Source organism: Pseudooceanicola nanhaiensis DSM 18065 (genome assembly GCF_000688295.1).
Taxonomy (GTDB): Bacteria; Pseudomonadota; Alphaproteobacteria; order Rhodobacterales; family Rhodobacteraceae; genus Pseudooceanicola; species Pseudooceanicola nanhaiensis.
The window spans coordinates 44,509-69,331 of the sequence record NZ_JHZF01000016.1 but is presented as its reverse complement, the minus strand read 5'-3'; the positions used below and the strand labels follow the sequence as shown (position 1 = coordinate 69,331).

Below are 24,823 nucleotides of genomic sequence, written 5' to 3'. Positions count from 1 at the left end.
CTTCGGGAGTGCGGCGGTGCGTGCAGCGGCACGCATCCGACGGGCAGGTGGCAGGGTGCGTGCCTGCACGCACCCTTCGGGTCACAACGAACAGGAAACGCAGCCCTGCACCTCGGTCCCCTCCAGCGCCATCTGGCGCAGGCGGATGTAGTAGATCGTCTTGATCCCCTTCTTCCAGGCGTAGATCTGCGCGCGGTTGATGTCGCGGGTCGTCGCCTCGGCCGGGAAGAAGAGCGTCAGGGACAGGCCCTGGTCGACGTGGCGGGTGGCCGCCGCATAGGTGTCGATGATCGCCTCGGGCCCGATCTCGTAGGCATCGCGGTAATATTCGAGGTTCTCGTTCGTCATGTAGGGCGCGGGGTAATAGACCCGGCCGATCTTGCCTTCCTTGCGGATCTCGATCTTCGCGGTGATCGGATGGATCGAGGAGGTCGCGTTGTTGATGTAGCTGATCGAGCCGGTCGGCGGCACCGCCTGCAGGTTCCGGTTGTAGAGCCCGTGCGTCATGACCTGGCCCTTCAGCGCCTGCCAGTCCTCACGGGTCGGGAGCTTGATGCCGGCCTCGGCGAACAGCTCGGTCACCCGGTCGGTCTCGGGCAGCCAGTCACGGTCGACGTAATCGTCGAAGAAGCTGCCGTCGGCGTATTTCGAGGTCTCGAAGCCCTTGAAGACCGTCTTCTTCTCCTGCGCGATGGCGCTCGAGGCGCGCAGCGCGTGGTAGAGCACCGTGCAGAAGTAGATGTTGGTGAAGTCGATCCCCTCGGGCGAGCCGTAGTGGATGCGCTCCCGCGCGAGATAGCCGTGCAGGTTCATCTGGCCCAGCCCGATCGCGCGGCTCTCGTCGTTGCCCTTGCGGATCGAGGGGACGCTCTCGATCGCCGACATCTCGCTGACCGCGTTGAGCGCGCGGATCGCCGCCTCGACCGTCGCGCCGAGGTCGCCGCCGTCCATGGCCCTGGCGATGTTCATCGACCCGAGGTTGCAGGAGATGTCGGTTCCCATGTGGGCGTAGGAGAGATCCTCGTTGAACTCGGACGCCTCGTTCACCTGCAGGATTTCCGAGCAGAGATTCGACATCGAGATCCGGCCCTGGATCGGGTTCGCGCGGTTCGCCGTGTCCTCGAAGAGGATATAGGGATAGCCGCTTTCGAACTGGATCTCGGCGATCGTCTGGAAGAACGCGCGGGCGTTGATCTTCTTCTTCCGGATCTTCGGATTGTCCACCATGTCGTGGTAATGCTCGGTCACCGAGATGTCCGAGAAGGGCTTGCCATAGACCTTCTCCACGTCATGCGGCGAGAAGAGGTACATGTCCTCGTTCTTCTTCGCGAGCTCGAAGGTGATGTCGGGGATCACCACGCCGAGGCTCAGCGTCTTGATCCGGATCTTCTCGTCCGCGTTCTCGCGCTTGGTGTCGAGGAAGCGCAGGATGTCGGGGTGGTGCGCGTTCAGATAGACGGCCCCCGCCCCCTGCCGCGCGCCAAGCTGGTTGGCGTAGGAGAAGGAATCCTCGAGCAGCTTCATCACCGGGATCACGCCCGAGGACTGGTTGGCGATCTGCTTGATCGGCGCGCCGTGCTCGCGGATGTTGGTCAGCATCAGGGCCACGCCGCCGCCGCGCTTCGACAGCTGCAGGGCCGAGTTGATGCCGCGCCCGATGCTTTCCATGTTGTCCTCGAGCCGCAGCAGGAAGCAGGAGACGAATTCGCCCCGCGCCTTCTTGCCGGCGTTGAGGAAGGTCGGCGTCGCGGGCTGGAAGCGGCCCTCGATGATCTCGTCCATGATCTGCATCGCCACGCCTTCGTCGCCGCGGGCGAGCGCGAGGGCGACCATGACGACGCGGTCCTCGAAGCGTTCGAGGTAGCGCTGCCCGTCCCAGGTCTTGAGCGTGTAGGAGGTGTAGTACTTGAACGCGCCGAGGAAGGTCGGGAAGCGGAACTTCTTCGCCCAGGCGGCATCCCAGATCCGGCGCAGGAAGGCGGGATCGTATTGCGCCAGCACCTCGGGCTCGTAATAGCCGTTCTCGGTCAGGTAGCGCAGCTTCTCCTCGAGCGAGTGGAAGAACACGGTGTTCTGGTTCACGTGCTTCAGGAAATACTGCCGCGCGGCCATCCGGTCGGCGTCGAACTGGATGTTCCCCTCTGCATCGTAGAGGTTCAGCATCGCGTTCAGCGCGTGGTAGTCGAGAGTGGGGTCAATCCCGTGATCAAGCATCGTCCCAGAGCTCCTCTGCCAGGCGGACCACCAGCTCGAGCTTGCGCTTCTGGTCGTCCGGGGTGATCGCGTTGCCGTGTTCGGTCGAGGCGAAGCCGCATTGCGGCGCAATGCCGAGCTGGTCCATCGCGACGTATTTCGACGCCTCCTCGAACCGCCGCTTCAGGGCGTCCATGTCCTCGAGCTCGGGCGTCTTGGTGGTGATGAAGCCGGGCAGCACCCGCTTGCCGCCCTTCGGCAGCAGGCCCAGCGGTTCCAGCCCGCCTGCCCGCTCGGTGTCGTATTCCATGAAGTAGACGTCCACGTCGGTGCGGTTGAAGATCGCGTCGGCCGCGGCGTCATATCCGCCGGTGGCGACGAAGGTCGATTTGAAGTTGCCGCGGCACATGTGCATCCCGATCGTCATGTCGGCGGGCCGGTCCTTGATCGCCTCGTTCAGCATCCAGGCGTAGCGGTCGATCAGCCAGTCGGGATCGTGGCCCATCCCGGCGCGGATCGCGCGCTGCTCGGGGTCGCCGAGATAGGCGAAGAAGATGTCGTCGAGTTGCAGGTAGCGGCAGCCCGCGGCGTAGAAGGCATTGACCGCGTCGCGATAGGTCGCGGCGATGGCGGCGAAGAAGGCCTCCTGGTCGGCGTAGGGCTTGTGCAGGTTGTTCTCGGGCGTGACCCGGAAATGCACCGCCGAGGGGCCGGGGATCGAGATCTTCGGCGTGACCTTCGTGTGTTCGGCCACGAAGCGGAAATGATCGAGCATCGGGTGGTCGGCCGGGAAGGACAGCGGGCCGGTCACCTGCGGCACGATCGAGATCGTCGCGCCCTTGAAGCCGAGCGCGTCGCGGTTCGTGTCGACCATCTCGAGCCCGTCGAGCATGCCCATGAAATCGTAATGCCAGAAGGCGCGCCGCGCCTCGCCGTCGGTGACGACCTTGAGCCCGACGTCCTCCTGCATCGCGATCAGGCCGGGGATCTCGGCATCCTCGACGGCCTTCAGCTCGGCCCCGGTCTTGCCGGCGTTGCGGGCGGCGGCGACGGGAGCGGGGCGCAGCAGGCTGCCGACATGGTCGGCGCGGAACATCGGTTTGGTCATCGGGTCTTTCCTGTCGGTCGGGGTCAGGCGGCGTCGGCCTCGGACGCGGCCCAGAAATCGTGCAGCCCGGCGCGGATCCGGGCGATGTCGGTCTCGGTCCCGGCCAGCTCGAAGCGGGTCAGCACCGGAACGCTGCATTTGCGGGCGATCACCTCGCCCGCAAGCGCGAAGGTCGCGCCGAAATTGCGGTTGCCGCTGGCGATGACCCCGCGCAGGAGCGCCCGGTTGCCGACGACGTTGAGAAACCGGATCACCGGTTTCGGCACCGCGCCCCGGCCCGCGCCATCGGCGAAGGTGGGCGTGATCAGCACGAAGGGCAGCGCCGGTTCCGGCAGGGGCGCCTCGGGCAGCCGCGGAATGCAGAGCGCGGGCAGGTCCAGCCGGTCCACGAACCGGCGGGTGTTGCCCGACCGGGACGAGAAATAGACGATCCGCGCCGCGCCCCGCATCGGCTCAGGCCAGCTGGCCGATCATGTCGGGGCGGAAGCCCGCCCAATGCGCCTCGCCGGCGACGACGACGGGCGCCTGGCGATAGCCCATCTCCTGCACGAGCGACATCGCGGCATCGTCCTCGGTCAGGTCGATCACCTGGAAGTCGAGCCCGCGGGCCTCGAGCGCACGGGTGGTCGCGGTGCACTGCACGCAGGCGGGCTTGGAATATACGGTGATGGTCATGCTCTGTCCCTCAGGGTTTGGCGCGCAGGAGGGGACACGGGACCGGGGCACCGGGGGTGCCCTGTCACGCGCCCGGGCCCTCCGCCCGCGGTCGTCGTCTATCTCGCCCTGGCAGGTTTCCTGGCTCGCGGCTCGGACGCTTCGGCCCGCCTTCCCGGCGCGTCTGCACCAGTGGATTCGGACCTCGGCTTGCCGCTTACAGTTGCGGGGGCAGCGTCGGTTTCGCACCGTCTTCCCTCTTCCCGCGAGTCACCCCGCAGGCACCAAAGCATCATCATCTTGGGGCGACGCGGGGGGTGGTGTCAACATATGGGCCGAACCATCCACAGAAATTTTCCGCCCGATTTGCGTCCGCGTCGCATCACGCGCCGCCGAAGTCGCAATCGGCGCGTCGCGCCCGGCGGGCGGTCTCTATCAAGCAACCCAGCAAGGTGCGGACGCATGTCCGAGAATTGGGAAGCCGGTGCGAAACCGGCGCTGCCCCCGCAACGGTAACGGAGCGACGGGCGCGGCAGACGTCACTGGGGTGGAGGAGCTCCGGGAAGGCGCCGCGTCCTGGCCGGAAGGCCCCTCCGCAGCCCGGAAACCAGCCTTGCACGCCGTCAAGCCGCGGGTGGCGGTGCGGACGCCGGTGACGACCGCGGCTCCTCGCCCCGCCGCGGCCCGCGGCGTGCCGTGCCATCCGTTCAGAAGTTGTTTTGCCGCGGGGCGCGGCCGGAGGGCAGTGAAGCCATGCCGACACACGTTCAGGACCTACTCGCCCGGCGGACGCCGCGCCACGCGCTGGAACAGCCGTTCTACGGCGATCCCGACATCTACCAGGCGGATCTCGAAGCGATCTTCTACCGCGAGTGGCTGTTCGCCATTCCCGCCTGCGAGGTCCCGAAGGCCGGGAACTATGTCACCCACCAGGTCGGCGCCTACCGGGTCGTGATCGTGCGCGGCGCGGACGGGGCGATCCGGGCGTTCCACAACACCTGCCGGCACCGCGGCTCGATCCTGTGCAAGGCGGCCAAGGGGACCGCGCCCAAGCTGGTCTGCCCCTACCACCAGTGGACCTACGAGCTGGACGGCCGGCTGATCTGGGCGCGCGACATGGACGCCGATTTCGACGCCTCCCGGCACGGCCTGCGCCCGGTGCATTGCCGCGAGCTTGCGGGCCTCGTCTACATCTGCCTGGCCGAGACGCCGCCGGATTTCGACACCTATGCCGATCTCGCCCGGCCCTACCTCGAGCCGCACGACCTGGGCAACGCCAAGATCGCCTTCGAGTCGAGCATCATCGAGGAGGGCAACTGGAAGCTCGTCTGGGAAAACAACCGCGAGTGCTACCATTGCGGCGGCAACCACCCCGCGCTCTGCCGCACCTTCCCCGACGACCCGGCGGTGACCGGCATCGAGGACGGCGCGACCCCGCCGCACCTGATGGCGCATTTCGACCGCTGCGAGGCCGCGGGCCTGCCGTCCCGCTTCCACATCGCCGAGGACGGCCAGTTCCGCATCGCTCGGATGCCGCTCAAGGTCGGCGCCAAGAGCTACACGATGGACGGCGGCCTGGCCGTCCAGCCATGGCTGGGGCGCGTGCCCTTCGACGATGCGGGCAGCCTGCTGAAGTTCCACTACCCGACCACGTGGAACCACTTCCTGCCGGACCACGCGATCGTCTTCCGGGTCACGCCCGTCGGTCCGAAACAGACGCAGGTGACCACGAAATGGCTGGTCAACAAGGACGCGATCGAGGGGCGCGACTATGACCTCCAGCGCCTGACCGAGGTCTGGATCGCCACCAACGACGAGGACCGGCGCGTGGTCGAGGACAACCAGCAGGGCATCGACAGCCCCGCCTACCGCCCCGGCCCCTATTCCTCGACGCAGGAGAGCGGGGTGATCCAGTTCGTCGACTGGTATGCCCGCGTGATGGGCGAACGGACGGGCGGCGCGGCCGCCGTGGCGGCGGAGTAGCACCGATGAACGACCTCTCGCCGCTGCGCGCCCGGGCCATCTGGCGGGATGACGAGATGCTGGAATGCGTCTCGGTCATCCCCGAGGTGCCGAACTGCGCCACCTTCACCTTCCGGGCGCCCTCGGGCGCGCTGTTCGATTTCCAGCCGGGCCAGTTCCTGACGCTCGAGGTGCCGGTCGCCGGCGGCGCGGTGCACCGGACCTGGACGATCTCCTCCTCTCCCTCGCGGCCGCGGTCGCTCTCGATCACCGCCAAGGCGCAGGACGGCAGCCTCGCGACCCGCTGGCTGCTCGACAACCTGCGCCCCGGCATGCGGCTGCGCGCGATCGGCCCGGCGGGCCGGTTCAGCCACCTCGAACATCCCTCCGAGAAGTATCTCTTCATCTCCGCGGGCTCGGGCATCACGCCGATGATGTCGATGACGACCTACATGTTCGACCTCGGCGCCGAGCCCGACGTCGTCTTCGTCAACTGCGCCCGGGCGCCTTCCGAGATCATCTTCCGCGAGCGGCTCGAGCACATGGCGAGCCGGGTGCCGGGGATCGACCTGAAATGGGTGATCGAGACGCCCGACCGCTACCACCCCTGGACCGGCTACCAGGGCCGGTTCAACCAGCTGATGCTGGGGCTGATGGCGCCCGACTACCTCGAGCGCGAGGTCTTCTGCTGCGGGCCGGACCCCTTCATGACCGCGGTGCGCGAGGCGCTCGCGGGGCTGGGTTTCGACATGGAGCGCTATCACCAGGAAAGCTTCTCGGCCCCCGCTGCGACCGAGCTGCCGCTGCCCGAGGACGTCACCCCGGACGAGGCCGCGCAGGCCGAGATCGTCTTCGCCGCCTCCGGCAAGCGCACCGCCTGCGCCGAGACCGACACGATCCTCGCCGCGACGCGGGCGGCCGGCCTCAACATCCCCTCGGGCTGCACCTTCGGGGTCTGCGGCACCTGCAGGATCCGCAAGCTCGAGGGCGAGGTGCACATGGTCCACAACGGCGGCATCTCGGAAGACGACATCGCGGACGGCTACATCCTGGCCTGCTGCTCGCACCCGATCGGGTCGGTGACGGTCGAGGTCTAGCTCCGCTTCGGGGCGGAGCGCCCGCCCCGAAGCGCCACGGAGGCCATCCAGTCGCGTGCGCCGGCGAGGACCGCGTCGTAGCAGGCCCGCCCGACGACCTCGCCTGTCGCGGTGTGAAGTCCCGCGTATTCCGCGCCCCCCCGCGGCGCCGCGATGGCGAGGCAGTCGGTCCCGGTGCCCGTCGCCCGTCCGGTCGGCAGGTCCAGCCCCACCTCGATCACCGCCGCGGTGCGGGCCTCGGCCGCGATGGTCATCGCCTCGAGCAGCGCCTCGGGCGCGAGGCCGCCGTCGACCCGGACCGCGACGTTGATCGTGCCCCAGGACTGTCCGGTCCGGTCGAGCCGGGTGCCGACACGCTCCGCGTTCGACAACCCCACGGTCGCGACAGCCGTGGCACGGGCGGTCCCGCTCTCTGCCGCGCGCAGGACATGGGCGCCGATGTCGCGCGAGGTGAGAAAGCAGACCGCATCCGCCGCCGCGCGCGCCGCCAGTTCCCCCGCCAGCCAGTCGCGGGCGTCGAGGTCCTCGGGCAGATCGGCGTTGCGCACCTCGCGCCAGAGGATGCGCCGCGCGGTCACGGCCCCGGGGCGATGCGGGGCGAAGCTCAGCACCGGCATCTCGGAACCGAGGTCGAAATCGAGCCAGGGCGCGGACAGCGCGACGCTCACCGGATCACCCGCAGCGGCTGGAAGACCGGGCCATCCGCCGTCTCGGCGTGGAAGGCGGAGATGTGGAAGGCGCGGGCCAGCAGATCCGCGGTCATCACCTCCGAGGGCGGGCCCTCGGCGATCATCCGGCCCTCGGCCAGCACCACGACGCGGGTGCAGTGCCGCGCCGCGAGGCCGAGGTCGTGCAGCGAGACGATGATCCCGTGCCCGTCCCGCGCGAGGTCGCGGAAGACCTCCATCGTGGCGATCTGGTGGGCGGGGTCGAGCCCGGCGATCGGCTCGTCGGCCATCACGAGCGGCGTGTCCTGCGCCAGCGCCCGGGCGATCAGCGCGCGGGCCTGTTCGCCGCCCGAGAGCCTTGTCGCGGTGCGGTGGCGGAAGGGTTCCAACGCCATGCGGGCAAGCGCGGCATCCACGGCGGCCCGGTCGGCCGGTCCGGGGCGTCGCCCGTGCGGCAGGCGGCCAAGCGCGACCAGCGTCTCGACCGTCACCGGCCAGGCGATCTCGCGCGCCTGCGGCATCCAGGCGGCAGCCTTCGCGCGGGCCTCCGGGGACAGGGCGGCGAGCGAGCTTTCCCCGGTGGCCCCGATCAGCCCGAGCGCCGCCCGCATCAGCGTCGTCTTGCCCGCCCCGTTCGGACCGATGAGCCCCACGAGCTCACCGGGCCCGACGTCGAGCGAGACGCTGTCGAGAACCTGGCGCTCGCGCAGGGTGACGGAGAGGGCCCGGAGGCTCAGAAGGCTCATGCCCGCTCCCTCCGCACCTTCCAGACGAGATGCAGGAAGAAGGGTGCCCCGACCAGCGCGGTCAGCACGCCGAGCTTCAGGTCGCGCCCCGGCAGGATCACCCGCACCGCGATGTCCGAGGCCAGCAGCATCGCCGCCCCCCCGAGCGCCGAGGCCAGCAGCAGCGCCCCGGGCCGCCCCCCGGTGAAGGGGCGCAGGATATGCGGCACCACCAGCCCGACGAAGCCGATGGCCCCCGCCACGGCGGTGCCCGCGCCCACGACGCAGGCGGTGGCGATCACCACGCCCCATTGCAGCCGGACCAGGTTGATGCCCATCGAGGCCGCCGCATCCTCGCCCAGTGTCAGCGCGTCGAGCCCCCGGCCGACGGTTCCGAAGATCACCCAGCCGAGCGCCATGAAGGGCAGCGCCAGCCAGACATGCACCATCGAGCGGTCGGCGAGCGAGCCCATCATCCAGAACACGATCTCGTTCGCCGCGAAGGGGTTGGGCGAGAGGTTCAGCACCAGCGAGGTCAGCGCCGCCGCCAGCGCCGAGATCGCGATGCCGGCAAGGATCAGCGTCAGCGATCCGCCGCGCGGGCCCGCCATCGCCAGCAGGATCAGCACCGCCGCGAAGGCCCCCGCCAGCGCCATCAGCGGCAGCGCCAGCGCAAAGGCCGCCGAGAGCCCGGTCTGGATCGCGATCACCGCGCCGAGCGCGGCGGAGCCCGAGACGCCGATCAGCCCCGGCTCGGCCAGCGGGTTGCGCAGGTAGCCCTGCATCGCGGCGCCCGCCAGCCCGAGAGAGCCGCCGATCATCACCGCGAGCAGCATCCGCGGCAGCCGGATCTCGCGCATCACCAGCGTCATCGGCCCCTCCCCGCCCGCGAAAAGCGCGCGGAGGCTCTCGGCCATGCCGACGTCAGCCGGCCCGGTGGTCAGCGACACGACGCAGAGCACCACGACGAGCGGCACGAGTAGGGCGTAGAGCCGCGTCATTCGGCCTCCATCCTCCGGCGGATGTCGCGCATCTCCTCGATCGCGTTCAGCACCTGCGGCGTACCGCAGACCCAGTCCCGGTCGGTCAGCACCGCGCCGACCGCGGTGTCGCGGAGCGCCCGGACCACCGGGTGGCCGAGGATCTCCTCGGAGCGGGAGGCGCCGGGATAGGGCTGGCCCGAGATCACGATGTCGGGGTCGGCCATGGCGAGGATCTCGAGCGGCATGACGCCGCCCATGGGATAGCCCGCCTCGGCCGCGATGTTGTCGAACCCGGCAAGGGCGATGATCTCGCCGGCCAGCGTCCGGTCGCCCGAGGTATAGCCGTTCGCGTGGTAGATCGCGGCACGCGGGCGCGCCTCCACCTCGTCGCGCAGGGCGTCGAGCCGGGTCTCGAACGCCGCCACCGCCGCCTCGGCCTCGGCCGCGCGGCCGAGGACGCGGCCCATCTCGTGCATCAGGTCCGAGACCTGCGCCAGCGAATAGGCGGGCTCCATCACCGCGACCGGAACGCCGAGGCGCCGCAGCATGTCCACCGTCGCGCGGTTGGTGAAGGAGCCGGCGATGACGAGGTCGGGCTCCATCAGCCAGATCTCCTCGGCCCGGCCATGGTTGACCGCGTAGCCCGCCGCCTGCTCGGCCATCGGCGAGCTGCGGGGATCGGTCGACAGCGCGCTCACCGAGACGAGCTGCCCGGGCGCGGCCAGCATCATCGCCAGCTGGTCGGTGCAGAGGTTCATCGACACCACCCGCCGCGGCCTCTCCGGCGCGGCGTCGCTGGCGACGGCGCCGGTCGGCCTGAGCGCACCGCCATGCCCCTGCCCCGCGACGGCGGAGGGCAGGAGCACGGCGAGCGCGACGAGGGTGGCTCTCAGACCCACGCGTGTCTCACCATTGCGAAGAGACGCCGATATAGGCCGTCCGCCCGCGCGTGGCATAGCCCCAGCTTTCGGAGTATTCCTCGTCGAAGAGGTTCTCGACACGGGCGTTCAGCATCAGCGCATCCGTGACCGCATAGGTCGCCGCGACATCGACCTTCCAGTAGTCCGGCAGCTCCGCCGTGGCATAGGATCCGAAGAACTGCGGATCGTAATTGCCCGCGACATAGCGCGCATCGGCGCTGATCGTGCCCCTTCCGTCCGCGGAGCGCCAGGTCGTGCCGAGCCCCAGCTCGTGCATCGGGCGATTGGGCTCGACCGAGCCGTCGGGGTTCTCGGCATCGAGGTAGGTGTAGGACAGGCGGAACGACAGCGCGTCCGTGGCGTCAAAGCTGCCCTGCACCTCGACCCCCTGCCGGTCGCTCTCGCCGGTCTGGTTGATGTAGGTGTTGCCGCCACCGCCCAGGCTCACCGCGGTGATCTCGTCGGTCAGCGTCTCGTTGAAATAGGTCACGTCCACCAGCCCGCGGCCCGAGGCGAAGGGCATCTCGAGGCCGATATCGTAGGAGCGGTTGCGCTCCGGGTCGAGGTCCGGGTTGCCGACGTAGCCGAAGGCATTGGCGTAGAGCTCGAAATAGGACGGGTTGACCACCCCGGTCCCGGCCGAGGCGTGCAGCCGCATGCCGTTGGTCAGGAGCCACGAGGCGCCGACGTTCCAGGTCGTGCTGTCGCCGAAGACCGAGTTGTCGTCGTGCCGCACGCCCAGCTGAAGGTCGACCGCATCGGCAAGCGTCGTGCGGTATTCCAGCGCGACCGAACGGTTCTCGCGGTTGTAGGCGGGGTTGGCCGAAGAGCTGTCCTCTTCGCGTTCCACCAGCACGCTGACGACGTTCCCGCCCGCCGCGATCGGACCCGAAAGCCCGTAGCTGACCCGCAGCTTGACGGCCTCGGATTCGGTGTCGGTCGGGGTGCCGCCGTTGTAGCTCTGGTCGAAATCGGTGCGCTCCCAGCTCAGCCGGCCCGAGGCGCGGCCGTCCGGCGTGACGTATTCGCCGTAGACCTGCGCCAGCCGTTCGTCGCGGTCGCTGAACTGGGTCGGATCGTCGATGACGTAGTCGTCCGCGGTCGTGGCGCTGAAGCTGTTGCTGTCGTAATCGTAGGTCTCGTCCGACAGGCGGTAGGTGAAGCCCAGCGTCAGGCCCTCGGCCACCTCGTAATCGCCGGAGAGCTGCAGGGTCCGCCGTTCGATCCCGTCCTTCTCGCCGTCGGAGCCCGAGTAATCCCAGCCCTCGTCGTCGCGCCGCGCCAGGCTGAGCGCCACGCCGCCCCGTGCGTCGCGGTAGCTGGCGAAGGCATTGGCGGCCCATCCGCCGCCGTTTTCGAAGCCGCCGCCGGCGCGGGTGCCCTCCCCGCCCTTGCGGGTGATGATGTTGATGACACCGGCCGAGGCGTTCGATCCGTAATAGACCGACTGCGGCCCGCGCAGGACCTCGATCCGCTCGACATTCGCGGTCTCGAGCCCGGTGAGGATGTATTCCCCGTCGCCACCCGCGGCCTGAACGCCGTCGATCAGGATCAGCGTGTGGTTGGATTCGCCGCCCCGGATCCGGACCTTGGTGAAGGAGGCGCCCGTCCCGCTGACGGATACGCCCGGCACGCCGCGGAGCGCGTCCTGCACCGAGAGGATGCCGCGTTCGCGGATCTGCGCGCCGTCGATCACGGTGACGGAGCGGCCGTAGCGCTCGGCCTGCAGCGGCGTGAGCCCTGCGGAGACGACGATCGGCGCGAGGCTGATCGGCTCCTGTGCCGCGGCGGCGGTGGCGATGGTGGCGAGGGCCGTTCCGGCGGCCAGCAGGTGTCTGTTCATCTCGGTCCCTTCCTGCCGCTTTGCGGCTGAGATGGCGGTTGCGCGCCGACGGAAGAGACGGATCCGGCCGGCGCATGAGGTGCCACCGCGACGGAAAGGTCCGTAGCCTCGCACGCGCCCCGCATGCGGACTGGGTGATCGGCCTCGGCAGGTCTCCTGACTCGCGGGTCGATGCTTGGCCGGGTCTTCCCATCCTCTGAGGGACAGTGACATGGTCCGGCTTCGCTCACCGCCTACAGTTGCGGGGGCAGTTGCGGCATGGGCCCGAGACGGGCCGCACCGCATTCCCTTTCACCGGACATTCGTCCGGACCGAAGCATTGGCCTGATAGACGCGCGCGGGCCGCCGCGCAAGGGCGTCGGAGGTGCCTCGGATGCGCTGTCGGCGGCCGGGATCGGGGCGCGCGCGCGCCCCGGCCTGTCGCGTCCGGGCCGGCTCAGACGCCGTCCAGCAGCTCTGCCCAGTTCTCGGAGGTGATCCAGTCGCAGAAGGCTGCGATCGTCTTCACCCGCCTGTGGGCCCGCGGCAGCACCAGGTAGAAGCCGGGCACATCCGCCTCGGCCATGTCCGACAGCGCCTCGGTCCCGAAGGGGGCCACCAGCCGGCCGGCGGCGATGTCGTGAAGCGCGTCGATGCGCGAGACGAGGCCCACGCCGAGCCCGGAATGCGTCGCCCGCCGCATGGTGGCGGCATCGTGGAACTCGATCACGCTGGCCTCTTCCGCGTCCCCCGCCGCAAGATGCCGCAGCACCCGGGTCCAGAGGCTGCGCGACCGGACCGGGTGCAGCAGGGTCTGGCCCAGCAGGTCCCGCGGCGTTGTCAGAAGGGCGGCGAGATCGGGATTGCAGCAGAGGATCTTGGGATCCTGCACCAGCAGCGTCACGTCGTATTCGGTCCAGTTGCCGAAGCCCCACTGGATCGAGGCATCGACCTCGTCCCGGGCGAAATCCGGCATCTCGACCATGGTGGTCATCCGCAGGTCCGCGCCGGGCAGACGGTCGCGGAACCGCTCGAGCCGCTGCATCAGGTAGCGGGTGGCGAAATAGGGGCTCACGTTGATGTTGATCCGGTTGCGCCCGGCCGCGCTGGTGACGCGGCGGATGCCCTCGGTGAACTCGGCGAAACCGGCCTCGACGAAATGCGACAGCACGATCGCGGGCTCGGTCGGGGCGATCACCCGGCCCTTCCGCTCGAAGAGCGTCACGCTCAGGATGTCCTCCAGCAGCTTGATCTGCTGGCTGACCGCCTGCGGCGTCACCCGCAGCTCGTCCGCGGCCGCCCGGAAACTGCCCCGCCGCATCACGGTCCGGAACACCCGGAGCGCATTCAGCGGTGGCAGCCGGACCGTCTCGGTTGCCATGCTCCTGCCCCTCCTGCTGTGCCGCCGGGCAGGATAGCCGCTTTTCGCAGGGCGGACCATCGCTGACGCTCCGCCCCTTGCCGGCCCAAGGTCGGCAGGATGTCAGGCGGTCTCGTCGTCGTCCGGGTGGCCGAGGTTGACGAACCAGCCGCCGATCCGCTGGGTGGCGGGATCGTCCGGATCCTGGATCGGGGTCTTCGCCTCGACCTTGGCGCGGAACGGCTCGGCGCTGTCCTGCGGCACATAGCCCAGGTGGCCGGCGTGGGACATGTCCACCGGCTTCACCCTGTTGTCCGACATGCCCGCGGTGATCGTGAACCCGAGGTGCGGCGCGGTCAGGCAGGCCGTCACCAGCCGGCAGCAATCGTCGAACGACAGCCAGGACCAGAGCATCCGCCGGTCGGCCGGCTCCGGGAAGGAGGAGAAGATGCGCACGCAGGCGCTCTCGATCCCGAACTTGTCCCAGTAGAGGCTCGCCAGCGATTCCACGAAGCACTTGGACACGCCGTAGAGGCTGTCCGGCCGCCCCATGGCGTCGCCCCGGATGTGGTCGGCCAGCGGGTGGTAGCCGATGGCATGGACCGAGGAGGCATAGACCACCCGCCGCACCCCGTGCTCCCGCGCGCCTTCGTAGACGTGGTAGGAGCCGCGGATATTGCTGTCGAGCACCTCCTGCCACGGGCGCTCGTGCGGGGCGCCGCCCATGTGCACAATGGCGTCGCAGCCCGCGATGGCCGCCCGCGTCGCCGCCTCGTCGGCGAGGTCGAAGACGACGCCTTCCTCGTGCGGCTGGAGGTCTTCGCACGCGACCCGGTCGGCCAGCCGGAGCGTGTCAGCCAGCGGCGCGAGGCCCCGGCGCAGTTCCGAGCCGAGGCGGCCTGCGGCGCCGGTGATGAGGATTTTCTTGAAGGGTTTGGTCATGGGGTCCTCTGAGCGTTCGGGGTGGGCGACCGCGCCGCCACGCCGGGCGACGGCATGTCGACAGGCCTAGCGTCGGTGGCGGCCGGACGGAAGGCGGAGGTCGGGCGTTCCGTGGCGGGAAGGATCATTCCTCCTCCCCGCTGACATAGCCCTTGCGCAGGTCGTCGGCACGGGCCGCCTCTGTCCGGTCCGCCGGATCGCCGAAGCCGCCGCCGCCGGGGGCCTCGAGGATCAGCCGCCGTCCGGCGGGCACGAATTGCCAGCCCTTGGGCCGGAACACCGTGCCGTCGTCGAGCCCGACCTTGCCGGGCGCCCCGTCGGTGCCGCCGTCCCGGCCCCGGGCGGGCGTGGAGACGCGGTCGAACATGGCGGAGAATTCGAACTCGTGCCCCTCCAGCGGGGCGATCTCGATGATCTGGCCCAGACCGCCGCGGTATGCGCCGTCACCGCCCGAATCCGGACGCAGCTCCTTGCGCCAGATGACGATGGGGCCGGTGTGCTCGGTCGCCTCGATGGGCATCGTGTGCACGCCCGAGGGGAAAGCCGTCGCCGACAGCCCGTCGAGCCCCGGCCGCGCCCCCATGCCGCCCGAGTTGAACATCAGCACCTCGGCGCGGCGGCCCTCCTGCCCCGCGACCGGCCGGGCGGAGATGTGGATGTTCCAGAGCGCCCCGGCCCCCTCGGCCAGGATCTGCCCCGGCAGCGCCTGCGCCAGCGCGCCCAGCACCACGTCGGGCACCATGTGTCCGATCACGTGCCGCAGCGAGACCGGCGCGGGCCGCCCCGCGTTCACGATGTTTTCGGGAGAGGTCACCTCGATCGCCGCCAGCGAGGCCGAGTTGTTCGGGATGTCGGGCGCCACCACGCATTTGATCGCGTAGGAGGCATAGGCCTTGGTGTAGATCATCGGCACGTTGATGCCCCAGCGGCTCGGCGCGGAGCAGCCGTCGAAATCCACCAGCACGCCGTCCTCCCCGATCGTCACCGCCGCGGCCAGCCGGATCGGATCGTCGTAGCCGTCGGTGAGCATCTCGTTCGACCACGTCCCCTTCGGCAGCGCGGCAATCCGCTCCATCATCGCGGCGCGGGTGCGCGAGAAGATGAAGGCGCCGAGACTGTCGAGGTCGGTGAGCCCGATCTCCTCCAGCATCTCGATCAGCCGCCGGTGCCCGACATCGTTGCAGGCCGCGAGCGAGTAGAAATCGCCGATCACCTGGTTCGGTTCGCGCACGTTGGCCCGCAGAAGCGTGAGCAGCGTGCGGTTCACCTCGCCCCTCTCGGCGAATTTCATGATCGGGATCTGGATGCCTTCCTCGTAGACCGACTTGCCGTCCGCCCCGAAGCCGCGCCCGCCCACGTCCACCACATGCGCCGTGCAGGCGAAGAAGCCGATCAGCTCGCCCTCCATGAACGAGGGCGAGACCATGGTGATGTCGTGCAGGTGCCCGGTCCCCTTCCAGGGATCGTTGGTCACGTAGGTGTCGCCGGGAAACATCTCCTCGCGCGGGATCTCGGCGATGAAGTGCAGCACCGCCTCGGCCATCGTGTTCACGTGGCCCGGCGTGCCGGTCACCGCCTGGGCGAGCATCAGGCCCTGCGGGTCGAAGACCCCGGCCGAGAGGTCCCCCGCCTCGCGCACCGAGGTCGAGAAGGCGGTCCGCAGGAGCGTCATCGCCTGTTCCTCGACGACCGAGATCAGGCGGTTCCACATCACCTGCATGCGGATTTCCTCTACCTGGGACATGGCTCAGGCTCCTTTCCGGATCAGAAGGATGGTGCCGTCGGGCTGGATCACGGCGTCGAAGGGCGAGGTCACGATGGTCGAGGTCTCGGCCTCGACGATGACCGCCGGCCCCTCGACCCGCGCGCCGGGGGCAAGGCTGTCGCGGGCCAGGGTGGCGGTGGCAAGCGCCGCGCCCCGCGCCGGGTCGAAGACGGGCCGGCTGTCCGCGGCCGGAACCCGCGCCCCCGCGGTGTCCAGCCGCACCGTCGCGGGCGCGGGCCGGATGTCCTGCGCCTTGACCGAGAAGGTCACGAACTCGATCTCGGGCCCTTCGACGGCGCGGCCGAAGAAGGCGGCGTAGCGGCTGCGGAACGCCTCGGCGATCATCTCGCGGTCGGCGTCGGCGAAGGCCCGGTCGGGCAGCACGACGGGGATCTCCCAGCCCTGGCCGGCATAGCGCATGTAGGCCGTGATCTCGCGCTCGATCTCGCCCGAGGTGCCGGTGCGCACGAAGCTCTCGGCGGTGGATTTCAGATCATCGAGCAAAGCATTCAGCGTCCCCGCCTCGAAGCGCGAAAGCGCCATGATCCGCGAGGCGAGCGCCTCGTAGCCGAAGGGCGCCCTGAGGAAACCGATGGCCGAGCCCACGCCCGCGCCCTGCGGGATCAGGCAGCGGTCGATCCCCAGCTTCTCGCACAGCCGGGCGGCGTGCAGGGGGGCGGCGCCGCCGAAGGCGATCATCGTGTTGTCGCCGATGTTCCTGCCATTCTCGACCGCATGGACCCGGGCCGCGTTGGCCATGTTCTCGTCCACCACCTCGACAATGCCGAAGGCCGCGGCCTCGGCATCGAGGCCCAGCGTCTCGCCGACATGGCGGGCGATCGCGGCGCGGGCGTTGTCAGCCGACAATCTGATCTTGCCGCCCGCGAAATTCTCGGGATCGAGCTTGCCGAGCACGAGGTCCGCATCGGTGATCGCCGGCCGCTCCCCACCGCGCTGGTAGCAGGCGGGCCCGGGTTCGGAGCCGGCCGATTCCGGCCCGGTCTGGATCCGGCCCATGGCATCCACCCAGGCGAGCGATCCGCCCCCTGCCCCGATCTCGATCATCTCGATCACCGGGATCGAGATCGGCATGCCCGAGCCCTTGGCGAACCGGTAGGTCCGCGCGACCTCGAAGGTGCGGGCGGTCTGCGGCTGGAACTTCTCGATCAGGCAGATCTTGGCGGTGGTGCCGCCCATGTCGTAGCTGACCACCTTGTCGAGCCCGAAGCGCTGCGCCACGTCGGCGGCGAAGATCGCGCCGCCCGCGGGACCGGATTCGACCAGCCGCACCGGGAAGGCCGCGGCCGTCTCGACCGAGATCAGGCCGCCCCCTGAATGGATCATGAAGACCGGGCAGGACGCCCCCATCTCCTTCAGCCGCACCTGCAGCCGGGCCAGGTAGCTTTCCATCTGCGGGCGCACGTAGGCATTGGCGCAGACGGTGTTGAAACGCTCGAACTCGCGCATCTGCGGCGAGACCTCGGACGAGATCGAGATCGGGATGTCGAGCTTGCGCGCAAGGATCTCGCGCGCCCGCTCCTCGTGGGCGCCGTTCGCGTAGGCGTGGATGAAGCCGATGGCGACCGCGCCGAACCCCTCGGCGGCGATGTGGTCGGCCAGCGCCTCGAGCGCCGCCTCGTCGAGCGGCGCCAGCTCCTGCCCCTGCGCGCCGATGCGGCCCGCCACGGTGAAGCGGTCCTCGCGCGGGATCAGCGGCGGGGGCAGACGGATGTTCAGGTCGTATTGCTCGAACCGGTTCTCGGTCCGCATCTCGATCACGTCGCGGAAGCCCTCGGTCGTGACCAGCGCCGTGCGCGCCCCGCGCCGTTCGATCAGCGCGTTGGTGGCCAGCGTGGTGCCGTGGATGACGATGTCGATGTCCGCCGCCGTGATCCCCGCCTCGGCCGTGACGATGCCGATCCCGTCGAGGATCGCCTGCTCGGGTGCCGCATAGGTCGTCAGGACCTTGGTGCTGTAGAGCCGGCCGCCGACCTCGACCGCGATGTCGGTGAAGGTTCCGCCGATATCGGCGCCGAGGCGGATGTCCTGCGTGCTCGTCATGCGTCGTCCTTTGCGTGCAGCCCGGGGCTGCGGGGGTCACGGAGTCCCGCCCAGCCTGCCACGAAGCGCGGCCCGGATCCCCCAAGAAGAACTTGCGACAGACAAGAAACGCTTGTCGATGCCGGGCGTCCCCCCGCGAGGCGCGCGGGATTTGCGCACGGGGAAACCCCTCAGGCCGGATGTCACGCATATTTTCCCCGGCAGGGCGGAACTCTGCGCATCCTGCGCGTCCCGGCTGGGGTACCATCGCCCGAGATCCGGAATCATGAAGCCAGAGAGCCCGCCGCATGTACGTCTACCAATCCATCGCCCAATCCCTCGCCGATCATGAGCTCGACACGATGTTCGGGTTGATGGGGGACGCCAACCTCTTCATGGTCGATCACTTCGTGCGGGCCGGGGGCGGCACCTTCGTGCCGGTCGCCTTCGAGGGCAGCGCGGTGCTGATGGCGCTGGCCCACGGGCGCGTCGCGGGCAGGGTCGGCATCGCCACGATCACCCACGGCCCGGCCCTGACCAATTGCGTCACCGCCCTGACCGAAGCGGCGCGCGCGCATATTCCGATGGTCGTGCTGGCGGGCGATACCGCCGTGTCGAACCCGCAGAACCTGCAGAACATCGACCAGCGCGAGACGGTCAAGATCACCGGGGCCGGGTTCGAACAGATGCGCGCGCCCGAGACGGCCTCCTACGACGTGGCCCATGCCATCTACCGGGCGCAGGTCGAACAGCGCCCCGTCGTCCTGAACATGCCGGTCGATTTCATGTGGCAGGAGGTCGAGCACACCCGCCACGTCTTCCCCGCCTACACCGCGCGCTCCTACGTGCCCGAAGGCGACGATCTGGACGCGGCGATCGGCATGATCGCCAGCGCGAAACGCCCGATCATCCTGGCCGGGATCGGGGCCAAGGACGCCGTCGCGCAGATCGAGAGGCTGGCCGACCGGCTCGAGGCGCCGCTGGCCACCACGCTGAAGGCCAAGGGGATGTTCAACGCGCATCCCCACAACATCGACATCTTCGGCACGCTCTCGACGCCCGCTGCCTATGAGGCGATCGGCAAGGCCGATTGCATCATCGCCTTCGGGACCTCGCTGCACCATTTCACCACCGACAAGGGCGCGCTGATGAAGGGCAAGCGCGTGGTCCAGATCAACAGCACGGTCACCGAGGTCGCCAAGAACTTCCACCCCGATGCGGCGCTGGTGGCCGATGCCGGGCTGACCGCCGACAACATTGTCTGGTGGCTGGATCAGGCCGAGGTCCCCGGCAGCGGCTTCACCGCCGAGCTCGACATCGCCGCGCTGACCGCGCATCCGAAAGGCGACCCGGACAAGGCCGCACCGGGGTTCGTGAACTACGAATACGCCCTCGACCGGCTGGAGGAGGCGCTGCCGAAGGACCGGTTCCTGACCACCGACGGCGGGCGCTTCATGACCGAGGTCTGGTGCCGCATCTCCTGCCCGAGTGCCGAACGCTTCTTTGCCACCACGAATTTCGGCTCCATCGGGCTCGGGCTTCAGGTGGCCATCGGTGCGGGCTTCGCGGTGCCCGACCGTCCGGTGGTGCTGTTCACCGGCGACGGCGGTTTCATGATGGGCGGCATCAACGAGTTCAACACCGCCGTCCGGATGAAGCAGGACCTGATCGTGATCGTGGCCAACGATTCCGCCTATGGCGCGGAACATATCCAGTTCCTCGACCGCAAGATGGACCCGGGGCTCGCGATGTTCGACTGGCCGTCCTTCGCCCAGATCGGCACCGCCCTGGGGGGCCAGGGCATCCTGGTCGAAAGCAACGACGATCTGGACAAGGCGCTCGCGGCCATCGAGGCGCGGGACAGGCCGCTGCTGATCGAGCTGCGGCTCGACCCGAACGACGTGCCGCGCATGCGGATGTGACCCGACGCGCGGTGCCGCCGGCCGCCCCGTCAGGCGGCGCGGCGGCGCCGCATGATGGCGGATGCAACCGGGTAGACGATCAACCCGAGGGTGGCGAGCGCGATGACCGCCGAGATGGGCCGCGTCACCAGCTCGGTCACATCGCCCCGGCTGATCAGCAGCGCGCGACGCACGTTCTGCTCCGCCATCGGACCGAGGATCAGGCCGAGCACGATCGGCGCCAGCGGCACGTTCACCTTCTCGAAGACATAGCCCGCGAGGCCCGCCGCGAACATGATCCAGAGGTCGACGACCCGCCCGTTGATGACATAGACGCCGACCGCCATCAGCACGAGGATGGTCGGCACGAGCAGCACGCCGGGCAGCCGCTGGACCTGGGCGAAGACCTTGGTCGCTGCCGCGCCGCCGACGGCGAGGATCAGCAGCGACGTCAGCAGCATCTGCACCATGAACCCGCCGACGAGGCCGGGGTTCTGGTGGAACAGTTGCGGCCCGGGCTGCAACCCGTGGATCAGCAGCGCGCCGAGCACCAGCGCGGCGATCACGTTGCCGGGGATGCCGAGGGTCAGCGCCGGGATCATCGACGCCGCGTTGTCGGCGTTGTTGCCGCATTCCGCCGCCGCAACCCCGGCGGGATTGCCCTTGCCGAAGCTGTCGGGATCGTCGCTGGCGCTCTTGGCGGCGTTGTAGCTGAGAAAGGCCGCGATATTGCCGCCCGCGCCGGGCAGGATGCCCACGCCGATGCCGATCAGCGACGAGCGGATCCAGGTCGGCACGAAGCTGCGCACCTCGGACCACGGCACCTTGGCCGGTTCGAGCTTCAGCTGCGCGGCCGACAGGCCCTTGAGGTCCGCGGCCTCGGCCAGCGCGATGACCGGCGGGAGGGCATAGAGGCCGACGAGGATCACGATGAGGTCCAGACCGCTCAGCAGCCAGACCTGGTCGAAGGTGAAGCGCGGCGTCCCGGACAGCTGGTCGAGTCCGACGGTGCCGAGCAGCAGGCCCAGCGTTGCGGCCATGAGGCCCTTGATCGCGTCGGTGCCCACGAGCACGCCGATGGACGCCATGCCGAACATCGCGATCCAGAAGTATTCGGCCGGGCCGAAGGCCAGCGTCGCCCGGGCGAGGATCGGACCGATGGTCATCAGCGCGATGGCCGAGGCGGTGCCGCCGAGGGCCGAGGACCAGCACGCGATCTTGAGCGCGCGCGAGGCCTCGCCCCGCTGCGCCATCGGGTAGCCGTCGAAGGTGGTCGCGATGGCGGCGGGCGTGCCGGGGATGCGCAGCAGGATCGCGGGGATCGCACCGCCGTACATCGACCCGTTGTAGATGCCGGCGACCATGCCGAGCGCCACGAGCGGCTCCATCGAATAGGTCAGCGGCAGCAGAAGCGCGATGGCCATCACCGGGTTGAGGCCCGGAAGCGCTCCGATGAACACGCCGAGGATCGAGGCGCCGATCATCGCGGCCACCGGCCCGACGGCGAAGACGCCCGAAAGAACTTGGGTCACGATGTCCATGAAACGGCCCCGATCAGAAGGTTTGCCAGAATTCCGCCGGCAGCGGCTTCTCGAGCACGATCGAGAAGACGACCCACACGATGGCGATGAAGACGGCGGTCGTCAGCGCCAGGAAGACCGGCTGCCGGAACCCGAGCGCGAGCGGCAGCGCAAGGACGACAAGCGCGGATGCGGTGTAGAAGCCGAGGATGGGCACCAGCGCGAGGTAGACCGCGCCGATCGCCACGGTGATGGCCACGCGACCGGCATGAAGGGTCAGCGGACGCGGCTCGGGCTTGCCGCGGAGCACGGCCTTCCCGGCGACGAGGATGCCGAAGCCGGACAGGGCGAGGCCGAGCACCATGGGATAGGTGCCCGAGGCGCCCGCATAGGCGGCGGCCCTGACCGCCGCGAAGAGACCGAGGGCGGCAAAGACGACGCCGAGGACGATATCCTGCCGCCGCTCCATTACTGGCCGAGACCCAGGTTGGCGGCCACCTTGGCCAGCGCGTCGTATTCGTTCCGCAGCCGCTCGGCGAGCGCCTCTCCGGTCACGACGTTGGGGACCTCGCCCTTCGTCGCGAGGAATTCGACATAGGACGGATCGTTCACGGTCGTCTCGAGCGCCGCGGCCAGACGGTCCGCGATGGCCTGGTCCAGGCCGGCGGGCGCGAGGACCATGCGCCACAGGAGCGTTTCCTCTGCCCCGAGGTCCAGCTCTTCGAGGCCGGCGGCCTGCGGCAGGGCCTCGACCGGCGCGGCCGAGGTCACGATCAGGCACTTGGCCTCGCCCGACTCGGTATAGGGCAGCACCGGCGAGATCGACCCGCCGTAGATGTCGACATGCCCGCCGAGGAAGTTCTGCAGCGTCTCGCCCGCGCCGCCGAAGGGGATGGCCACGGCTTCGATGCCCCTGGCCTGGAAGATGCGTTCGGCGGCCATCTGCATCGTGCCGCCGATGCCGTCGTTGCCGTAGGTGTACTTGCCCGGCTTGGCCGCGAGCTCGGCCAGGAACGCCTCACCGGTCTCGGCGGGGAAATCCGGAGAGACGCACATCGTGTAGGCGGTCTCGGAGGTCGAGGCGATCGGCGTGAAGCTGTCGACGTCGTAGGCCACGTTCTGCACCTGCGGGACCGTGGTGATCGGGCTGTTCCAGGTCGCGAGCAGCGAATAGCCCGTGGGCTTGTCCATCATGAACTGCGTGACGCCGACCGAGCCGCCGCCGCCCGCGACGTTGAGGATGGCGATGGAGGTGCCCAGCTCTTCCTCGAGCAGGGTGGCGAGCTTGCGCGCGCTGGTGTCGGTGCCGCCGCCGGCGGGGGCCGGAATGGTCACCTCGATGGCGCGTTCGGGGTATTCGGCAAGCGCCGCCGTGGCGGACAGGGCCAGCGCGCTCGCGCCGATGAGCAGGGTCTTCATGGGTTTCCTCCCTCTGATGGTGACGTCAGCCGATGCGGCTGCGATAGCGGAATCGGTCGGCCCGCCCGGAGGCGACCCGCCATTCGATGGCCTCGCCGGTCATGGCAAAGGCGGTACGTTCGATCCTGGCGACGGCATCGCCTTCGGTCAGACCGAGCCGCGCGGCGATGGTGCGATCGGCCGCGCCGAAGCTGACCTCGTCCTCGGCCCGCGCGACGAAGACGCCGAAGCGCTCGAAATAGACCGGGTAGAGAAGCGGCCCGATGTCTTCCGCCGGAATCGCCTCGAACCCCGGGAAGCGGGCCTGCGGGATGTAGATTTCCTCGAAGAGAAGCGGCTGCTTGGACAGGCAGCGCAGGCGCTCGATCCGGATCACCTCGGCGGTTCCCAGGGCGTCGGCGGCATGTTCCGGCGCGATCGCCAGCTCGCGCGAGATCAGTTGACTGGAGGGGATGCTCTTCTCCGCCCCGTGTTCGTGCACCTGGAAGAACCGGAAGAGCGTCGCGTCGAAGGCGGGCTTGCGCAGGAACGTCCCCGCCCCCTGGCGCCGTTCGAGAAGACCCTCGTCGGACAATTGCTGGAGCGCCTTGCGCACGGTGCCGACGGAGAGCGCATGTTCCGCGGCAAGCCGGTTGTCGGAGGGAAGCGCCTCGTCCGGCCGCCACTCGCCCGCGGCGATACGGCGGGCGATGTCGTCGCGCAGGCGCAGATAGGCGGGAAGCCGGTCGTCGCTGACGGTCAGTGAATGGGCCATGAGATCTCCTCCGGAGTCGGGTGTAGCCATGTTGACCCGTTCAGTCAACTAGTTCTATATATAAGTGGATAACTAGAGGTCTTGCGGTGATCGCCTTCGATTGTCATGCCCATGTCTATGAACGGCTCGAACCGGTGCCCGGCGCGCGCTACGTGCCGGATGCGCCTGCGCCGCTCGAGACATGGTTGCAGATGCAGACAGACCACGGGCTGCGCGGCGGGGTGATCGTGCAGGTGAGCTTTCTCGGCACGGACAATTCCCAGCTTCTGCAGGCGCTCTCGCGCCTCGCCCCGTCCCGCTTTGCCGGGATTGCCTGCATCGGGCTCGACGCCACGGAGGCAGAGGTCCGGGACCTCGCGGAGGCAGGCGTCCGCGGCGTGCGCTGGAACCTCGTCTCGGGCGCGGCGCTGCCCGATGTGGCGGATCCGCAGGTGCGGCGTTTCCTGAGCCTCCTGCAGGCGCACGACATGCATGTCGAGGTGCAGCTCGAAAGCCCCCGGTGGGAGGCGTATCTGCCCTCCCTCGCGCCCTCGCCCGTGCCGGTCGTCATCGACCACATGGGCCTGCCGGCCTCGGCCGATCCCCGGTCCGAACCGTGGCTGAATGCGCTCGAGGCCTGCACGGATCGCGATCCGTTCTTCGTGAAGCTGAGCGCGCCCTACCGCGGCGTTCCGGACGCCCGCGCGCATCTCGACCGCCTGACCTGGCTTCTGCCCGAGGACCGCTTCGTCTGGGGCAGCGACTGGCCGCACACGCGGTTCGAAGACGTGGCCTCGTATCCCGGCGACCTCGGGGAGCTGGCCGACCGCCTCGACGACCGGGACGCGGCGCGGGTGCTTTACGGCCTGTCCACACCGGGGTGAGCCCGGAACCCGGCGCCCCCGGGGGCCCAACCGCGGCGAGGCAGGCAGGCCAGTGTCCTGACGGAGAGTTTCGACGGGCCGCCGGCGCAGGGAGTGATTGCATCCGGCCCGGGTCAGGATCCGGCAG

At 69.3% G+C, this 24,823-nt stretch carries 21 protein-coding genes and 3 riboswitches; of the genes, 4 read left to right on the top strand and 17 right to left on the bottom strand.

Going from position 1 to position 24,823, the window contains the following annotated elements; translation table 11 throughout:
- Nucleotides 1–81 precede the first annotated feature (81 nt).
- The 4 genes from nrdE to nrdH are packed head-to-tail and all read right to left on the bottom strand — an operon-like array spanning nt 82 to nt 3,976.
- On the bottom strand, nt 82–2,214 hold the full coding sequence (nrdE, locus tag Q344_RS0119625; protein WP_028288279.1) for a class 1b ribonucleoside-diphosphate reductase subunit alpha: 2,133 nt from the start codon (nt 2,212–2,214) through the stop codon (nt 82–84).
- Nucleotides 2,207–3,301: a 5-methyltetrahydropteroyltriglutamate--homocysteine S-methyltransferase gene (locus Q344_RS0119620; RefSeq protein ID WP_028288278.1), complete on the bottom strand. Its 1,095-nt coding sequence runs from the start codon at nt 3,299–3,301 to the stop codon at nt 2,207–2,209. The genes nrdE and Q344_RS0119620 overlap by 8 nt, the downstream gene beginning before the upstream one ends.
- 23 nt (nt 3,302–3,324) lie before the next feature.
- Complete coding sequence (gene nrdI, locus Q344_RS0119615; protein ID WP_028288277.1) at nt 3,325–3,750, bottom strand: class Ib ribonucleoside-diphosphate reductase assembly flavoprotein NrdI; 426 nt, start codon at nt 3,748–3,750, stop codon at nt 3,325–3,327.
- Between the two features lie 4 nt (nt 3,751–3,754).
- On the bottom strand, nt 3,755–3,976 hold the full coding sequence (gene nrdH, locus Q344_RS0119610; RefSeq protein WP_028288276.1) for a glutaredoxin-like protein NrdH: 222 nt from the start codon (nt 3,974–3,976) through the stop codon (nt 3,755–3,757).
- 93 nt (nt 3,977–4,069) lie between these two features.
- Nucleotides 4,070–4,259: riboswitch (cobalamin riboswitch) on the bottom strand.
- Nucleotides 4,260–4,388: 129 nt separating this feature from the next.
- Nucleotides 4,389–4,585, top strand: a riboswitch (cobalamin riboswitch).
- Between the two features lie 123 nt (nt 4,586–4,708).
- Between nrdH and Q344_RS0119605 the strand changes: the two genes are divergently transcribed.
- Nucleotides 4,709–5,938: an aromatic ring-hydroxylating oxygenase subunit alpha gene (locus tag Q344_RS0119605; RefSeq protein ID WP_028288275.1), complete on the top strand. Its 1,230-nt coding sequence runs from the start codon at nt 4,709–4,711 to the stop codon at nt 5,936–5,938.
- A gap of 5 nt (nt 5,939–5,943) precedes the next feature.
- On the top strand, nt 5,944–7,014 hold the full coding sequence (locus Q344_RS0119600) for an FAD-binding oxidoreductase (protein ID WP_028288274.1): 1,071 nt from the start codon (nt 5,944–5,946) through the stop codon (nt 7,012–7,014).
- On the opposite strand, the gene Q344_RS0119595 is transcribed toward Q344_RS0119600, so the two are convergent.
- The 9 genes from Q344_RS0119595 to Q344_RS0119555 all read right to left on the bottom strand — a co-directional run bounded on the left by Q344_RS0119595 (nt 7,011) and on the right by Q344_RS0119555 (nt 18,260).
- A complete protein-coding gene (locus Q344_RS0119595) occupies nt 7,011–7,631 on the bottom strand; it encodes an adenosylcobinamide amidohydrolase (protein ID WP_051630912.1) in 621 nt (206 codons plus the stop codon). The genes Q344_RS0119600 and Q344_RS0119595 overlap by 4 nt on opposite strands.
- Nucleotides 7,632–7,678: 47 nt before the next feature.
- On the bottom strand, nt 7,679–8,428 hold the full coding sequence (locus Q344_RS0119590; protein WP_028288272.1) for an ABC transporter ATP-binding protein: 750 nt from the start codon (nt 8,426–8,428) through the stop codon (nt 7,679–7,681).
- On the bottom strand, nt 8,425–9,408 hold the full coding sequence (locus Q344_RS0119585; protein WP_028288271.1) for a FecCD family ABC transporter permease: 984 nt from the start codon (nt 9,406–9,408) through the stop codon (nt 8,425–8,427). Before Q344_RS0119585 ends, Q344_RS0119590 begins: the two co-directional genes overlap by 4 nt.
- Nucleotides 9,405–10,289, bottom strand: coding sequence for an ABC transporter substrate-binding protein (locus Q344_RS0119580; protein WP_036540083.1), 885 nt, complete (start codon nt 10,287–10,289; stop codon nt 9,405–9,407). Before Q344_RS0119580 ends, Q344_RS0119585 begins: the two co-directional genes overlap by 4 nt.
- A 7-nt stretch (nt 10,290–10,296) precedes the next feature.
- Nucleotides 10,297–12,153: a TonB-dependent receptor plug domain-containing protein gene (locus Q344_RS0119575; RefSeq protein WP_028288269.1), complete on the bottom strand. Its 1,857-nt coding sequence runs from the start codon at nt 12,151–12,153 to the stop codon at nt 10,297–10,299.
- Between the two features lie 129 nt (nt 12,154–12,282).
- A riboswitch (cobalamin riboswitch) is annotated at nt 12,283–12,484 on the bottom strand.
- 105 nt (nt 12,485–12,589) lie between these two features.
- The gene (locus tag Q344_RS0119570; RefSeq protein WP_028288268.1) at nt 12,590–13,513 is read right to left on the bottom strand and encodes a LysR substrate-binding domain-containing protein; all 924 of its coding nucleotides are present in this window, start codon (nt 13,511–13,513) and stop codon (nt 12,590–12,592) included.
- A 102-nt stretch (nt 13,514–13,615) separates the two neighbouring features.
- A complete protein-coding gene (locus Q344_RS0119565; RefSeq protein ID WP_028288267.1) occupies nt 13,616–14,434 on the bottom strand; it encodes an NAD-dependent epimerase/dehydratase family protein in 819 nt (272 codons plus the stop codon).
- A gap of 124 nt (nt 14,435–14,558) precedes the next feature.
- Nucleotides 14,559–16,178: a hydantoinase B/oxoprolinase family protein gene (locus Q344_RS0119560; RefSeq protein WP_028288266.1), complete on the bottom strand. Its 1,620-nt coding sequence runs from the start codon at nt 16,176–16,178 to the stop codon at nt 14,559–14,561.
- Nucleotides 16,179–16,181: 3 nt separating this feature from the next.
- Nucleotides 16,182–18,260, bottom strand: a complete 2,079-nt coding sequence (locus Q344_RS0119555; RefSeq protein WP_028288265.1) for a hydantoinase/oxoprolinase family protein — start codon at nt 18,258–18,260, stop codon at nt 16,182–16,184.
- Between the two features lie 287 nt (nt 18,261–18,547).
- Here Q344_RS0119555 and Q344_RS0119550 point away from each other — a divergent pair, with 287 nt between their 5' ends.
- The gene (locus Q344_RS0119550; RefSeq protein WP_028288264.1) at nt 18,548–20,161 is read left to right on the top strand and encodes a thiamine pyrophosphate-binding protein; all 1,614 of its coding nucleotides are present in this window, start codon (nt 18,548–18,550) and stop codon (nt 20,159–20,161) included.
- Nucleotides 20,162–20,190: 29 nt separating this feature from the next.
- On the opposite strand, the gene Q344_RS0119545 is transcribed toward Q344_RS0119550, so the two are convergent.
- From Q344_RS0119545 to Q344_RS0119530, 4 genes are read right to left on the bottom strand one after another with little or no spacing between them, the layout of a single operon-like run.
- Complete coding sequence (locus tag Q344_RS0119545) at nt 20,191–21,681, bottom strand: tripartite tricarboxylate transporter permease (protein WP_028288263.1); 1,491 nt, start codon at nt 21,679–21,681, stop codon at nt 20,191–20,193.
- A gap of 13 nt (nt 21,682–21,694) precedes the next feature.
- Complete coding sequence (locus tag Q344_RS0119540; protein ID WP_028288262.1) at nt 21,695–22,129, bottom strand: tripartite tricarboxylate transporter TctB family protein; 435 nt, start codon at nt 22,127–22,129, stop codon at nt 21,695–21,697.
- Entirely contained in the window at nt 22,129–23,079 is a 951-nt protein-coding gene (locus tag Q344_RS0119535) for a tripartite tricarboxylate transporter substrate binding protein (RefSeq protein ID WP_028288261.1), read from the bottom strand. Before Q344_RS0119535 ends, Q344_RS0119540 begins: the two co-directional genes overlap by 1 nt.
- Before the next feature lie 25 nt (nt 23,080–23,104).
- Nucleotides 23,105–23,833: a GntR family transcriptional regulator gene (locus Q344_RS0119530; RefSeq protein ID WP_028288260.1), complete on the bottom strand. Its 729-nt coding sequence runs from the start codon at nt 23,831–23,833 to the stop codon at nt 23,105–23,107.
- 86 nt (nt 23,834–23,919) lie between these two features.
- On the opposite strand from Q344_RS0119530, the gene Q344_RS0119525 reads away from it, so the two are divergent.
- Nucleotides 23,920–24,696, top strand: coding sequence for an amidohydrolase family protein (locus tag Q344_RS0119525; protein WP_028288259.1), 777 nt, complete (start codon nt 23,920–23,922; stop codon nt 24,694–24,696).
- Nucleotides 24,697–24,823 lie beyond the last annotated feature (127 nt).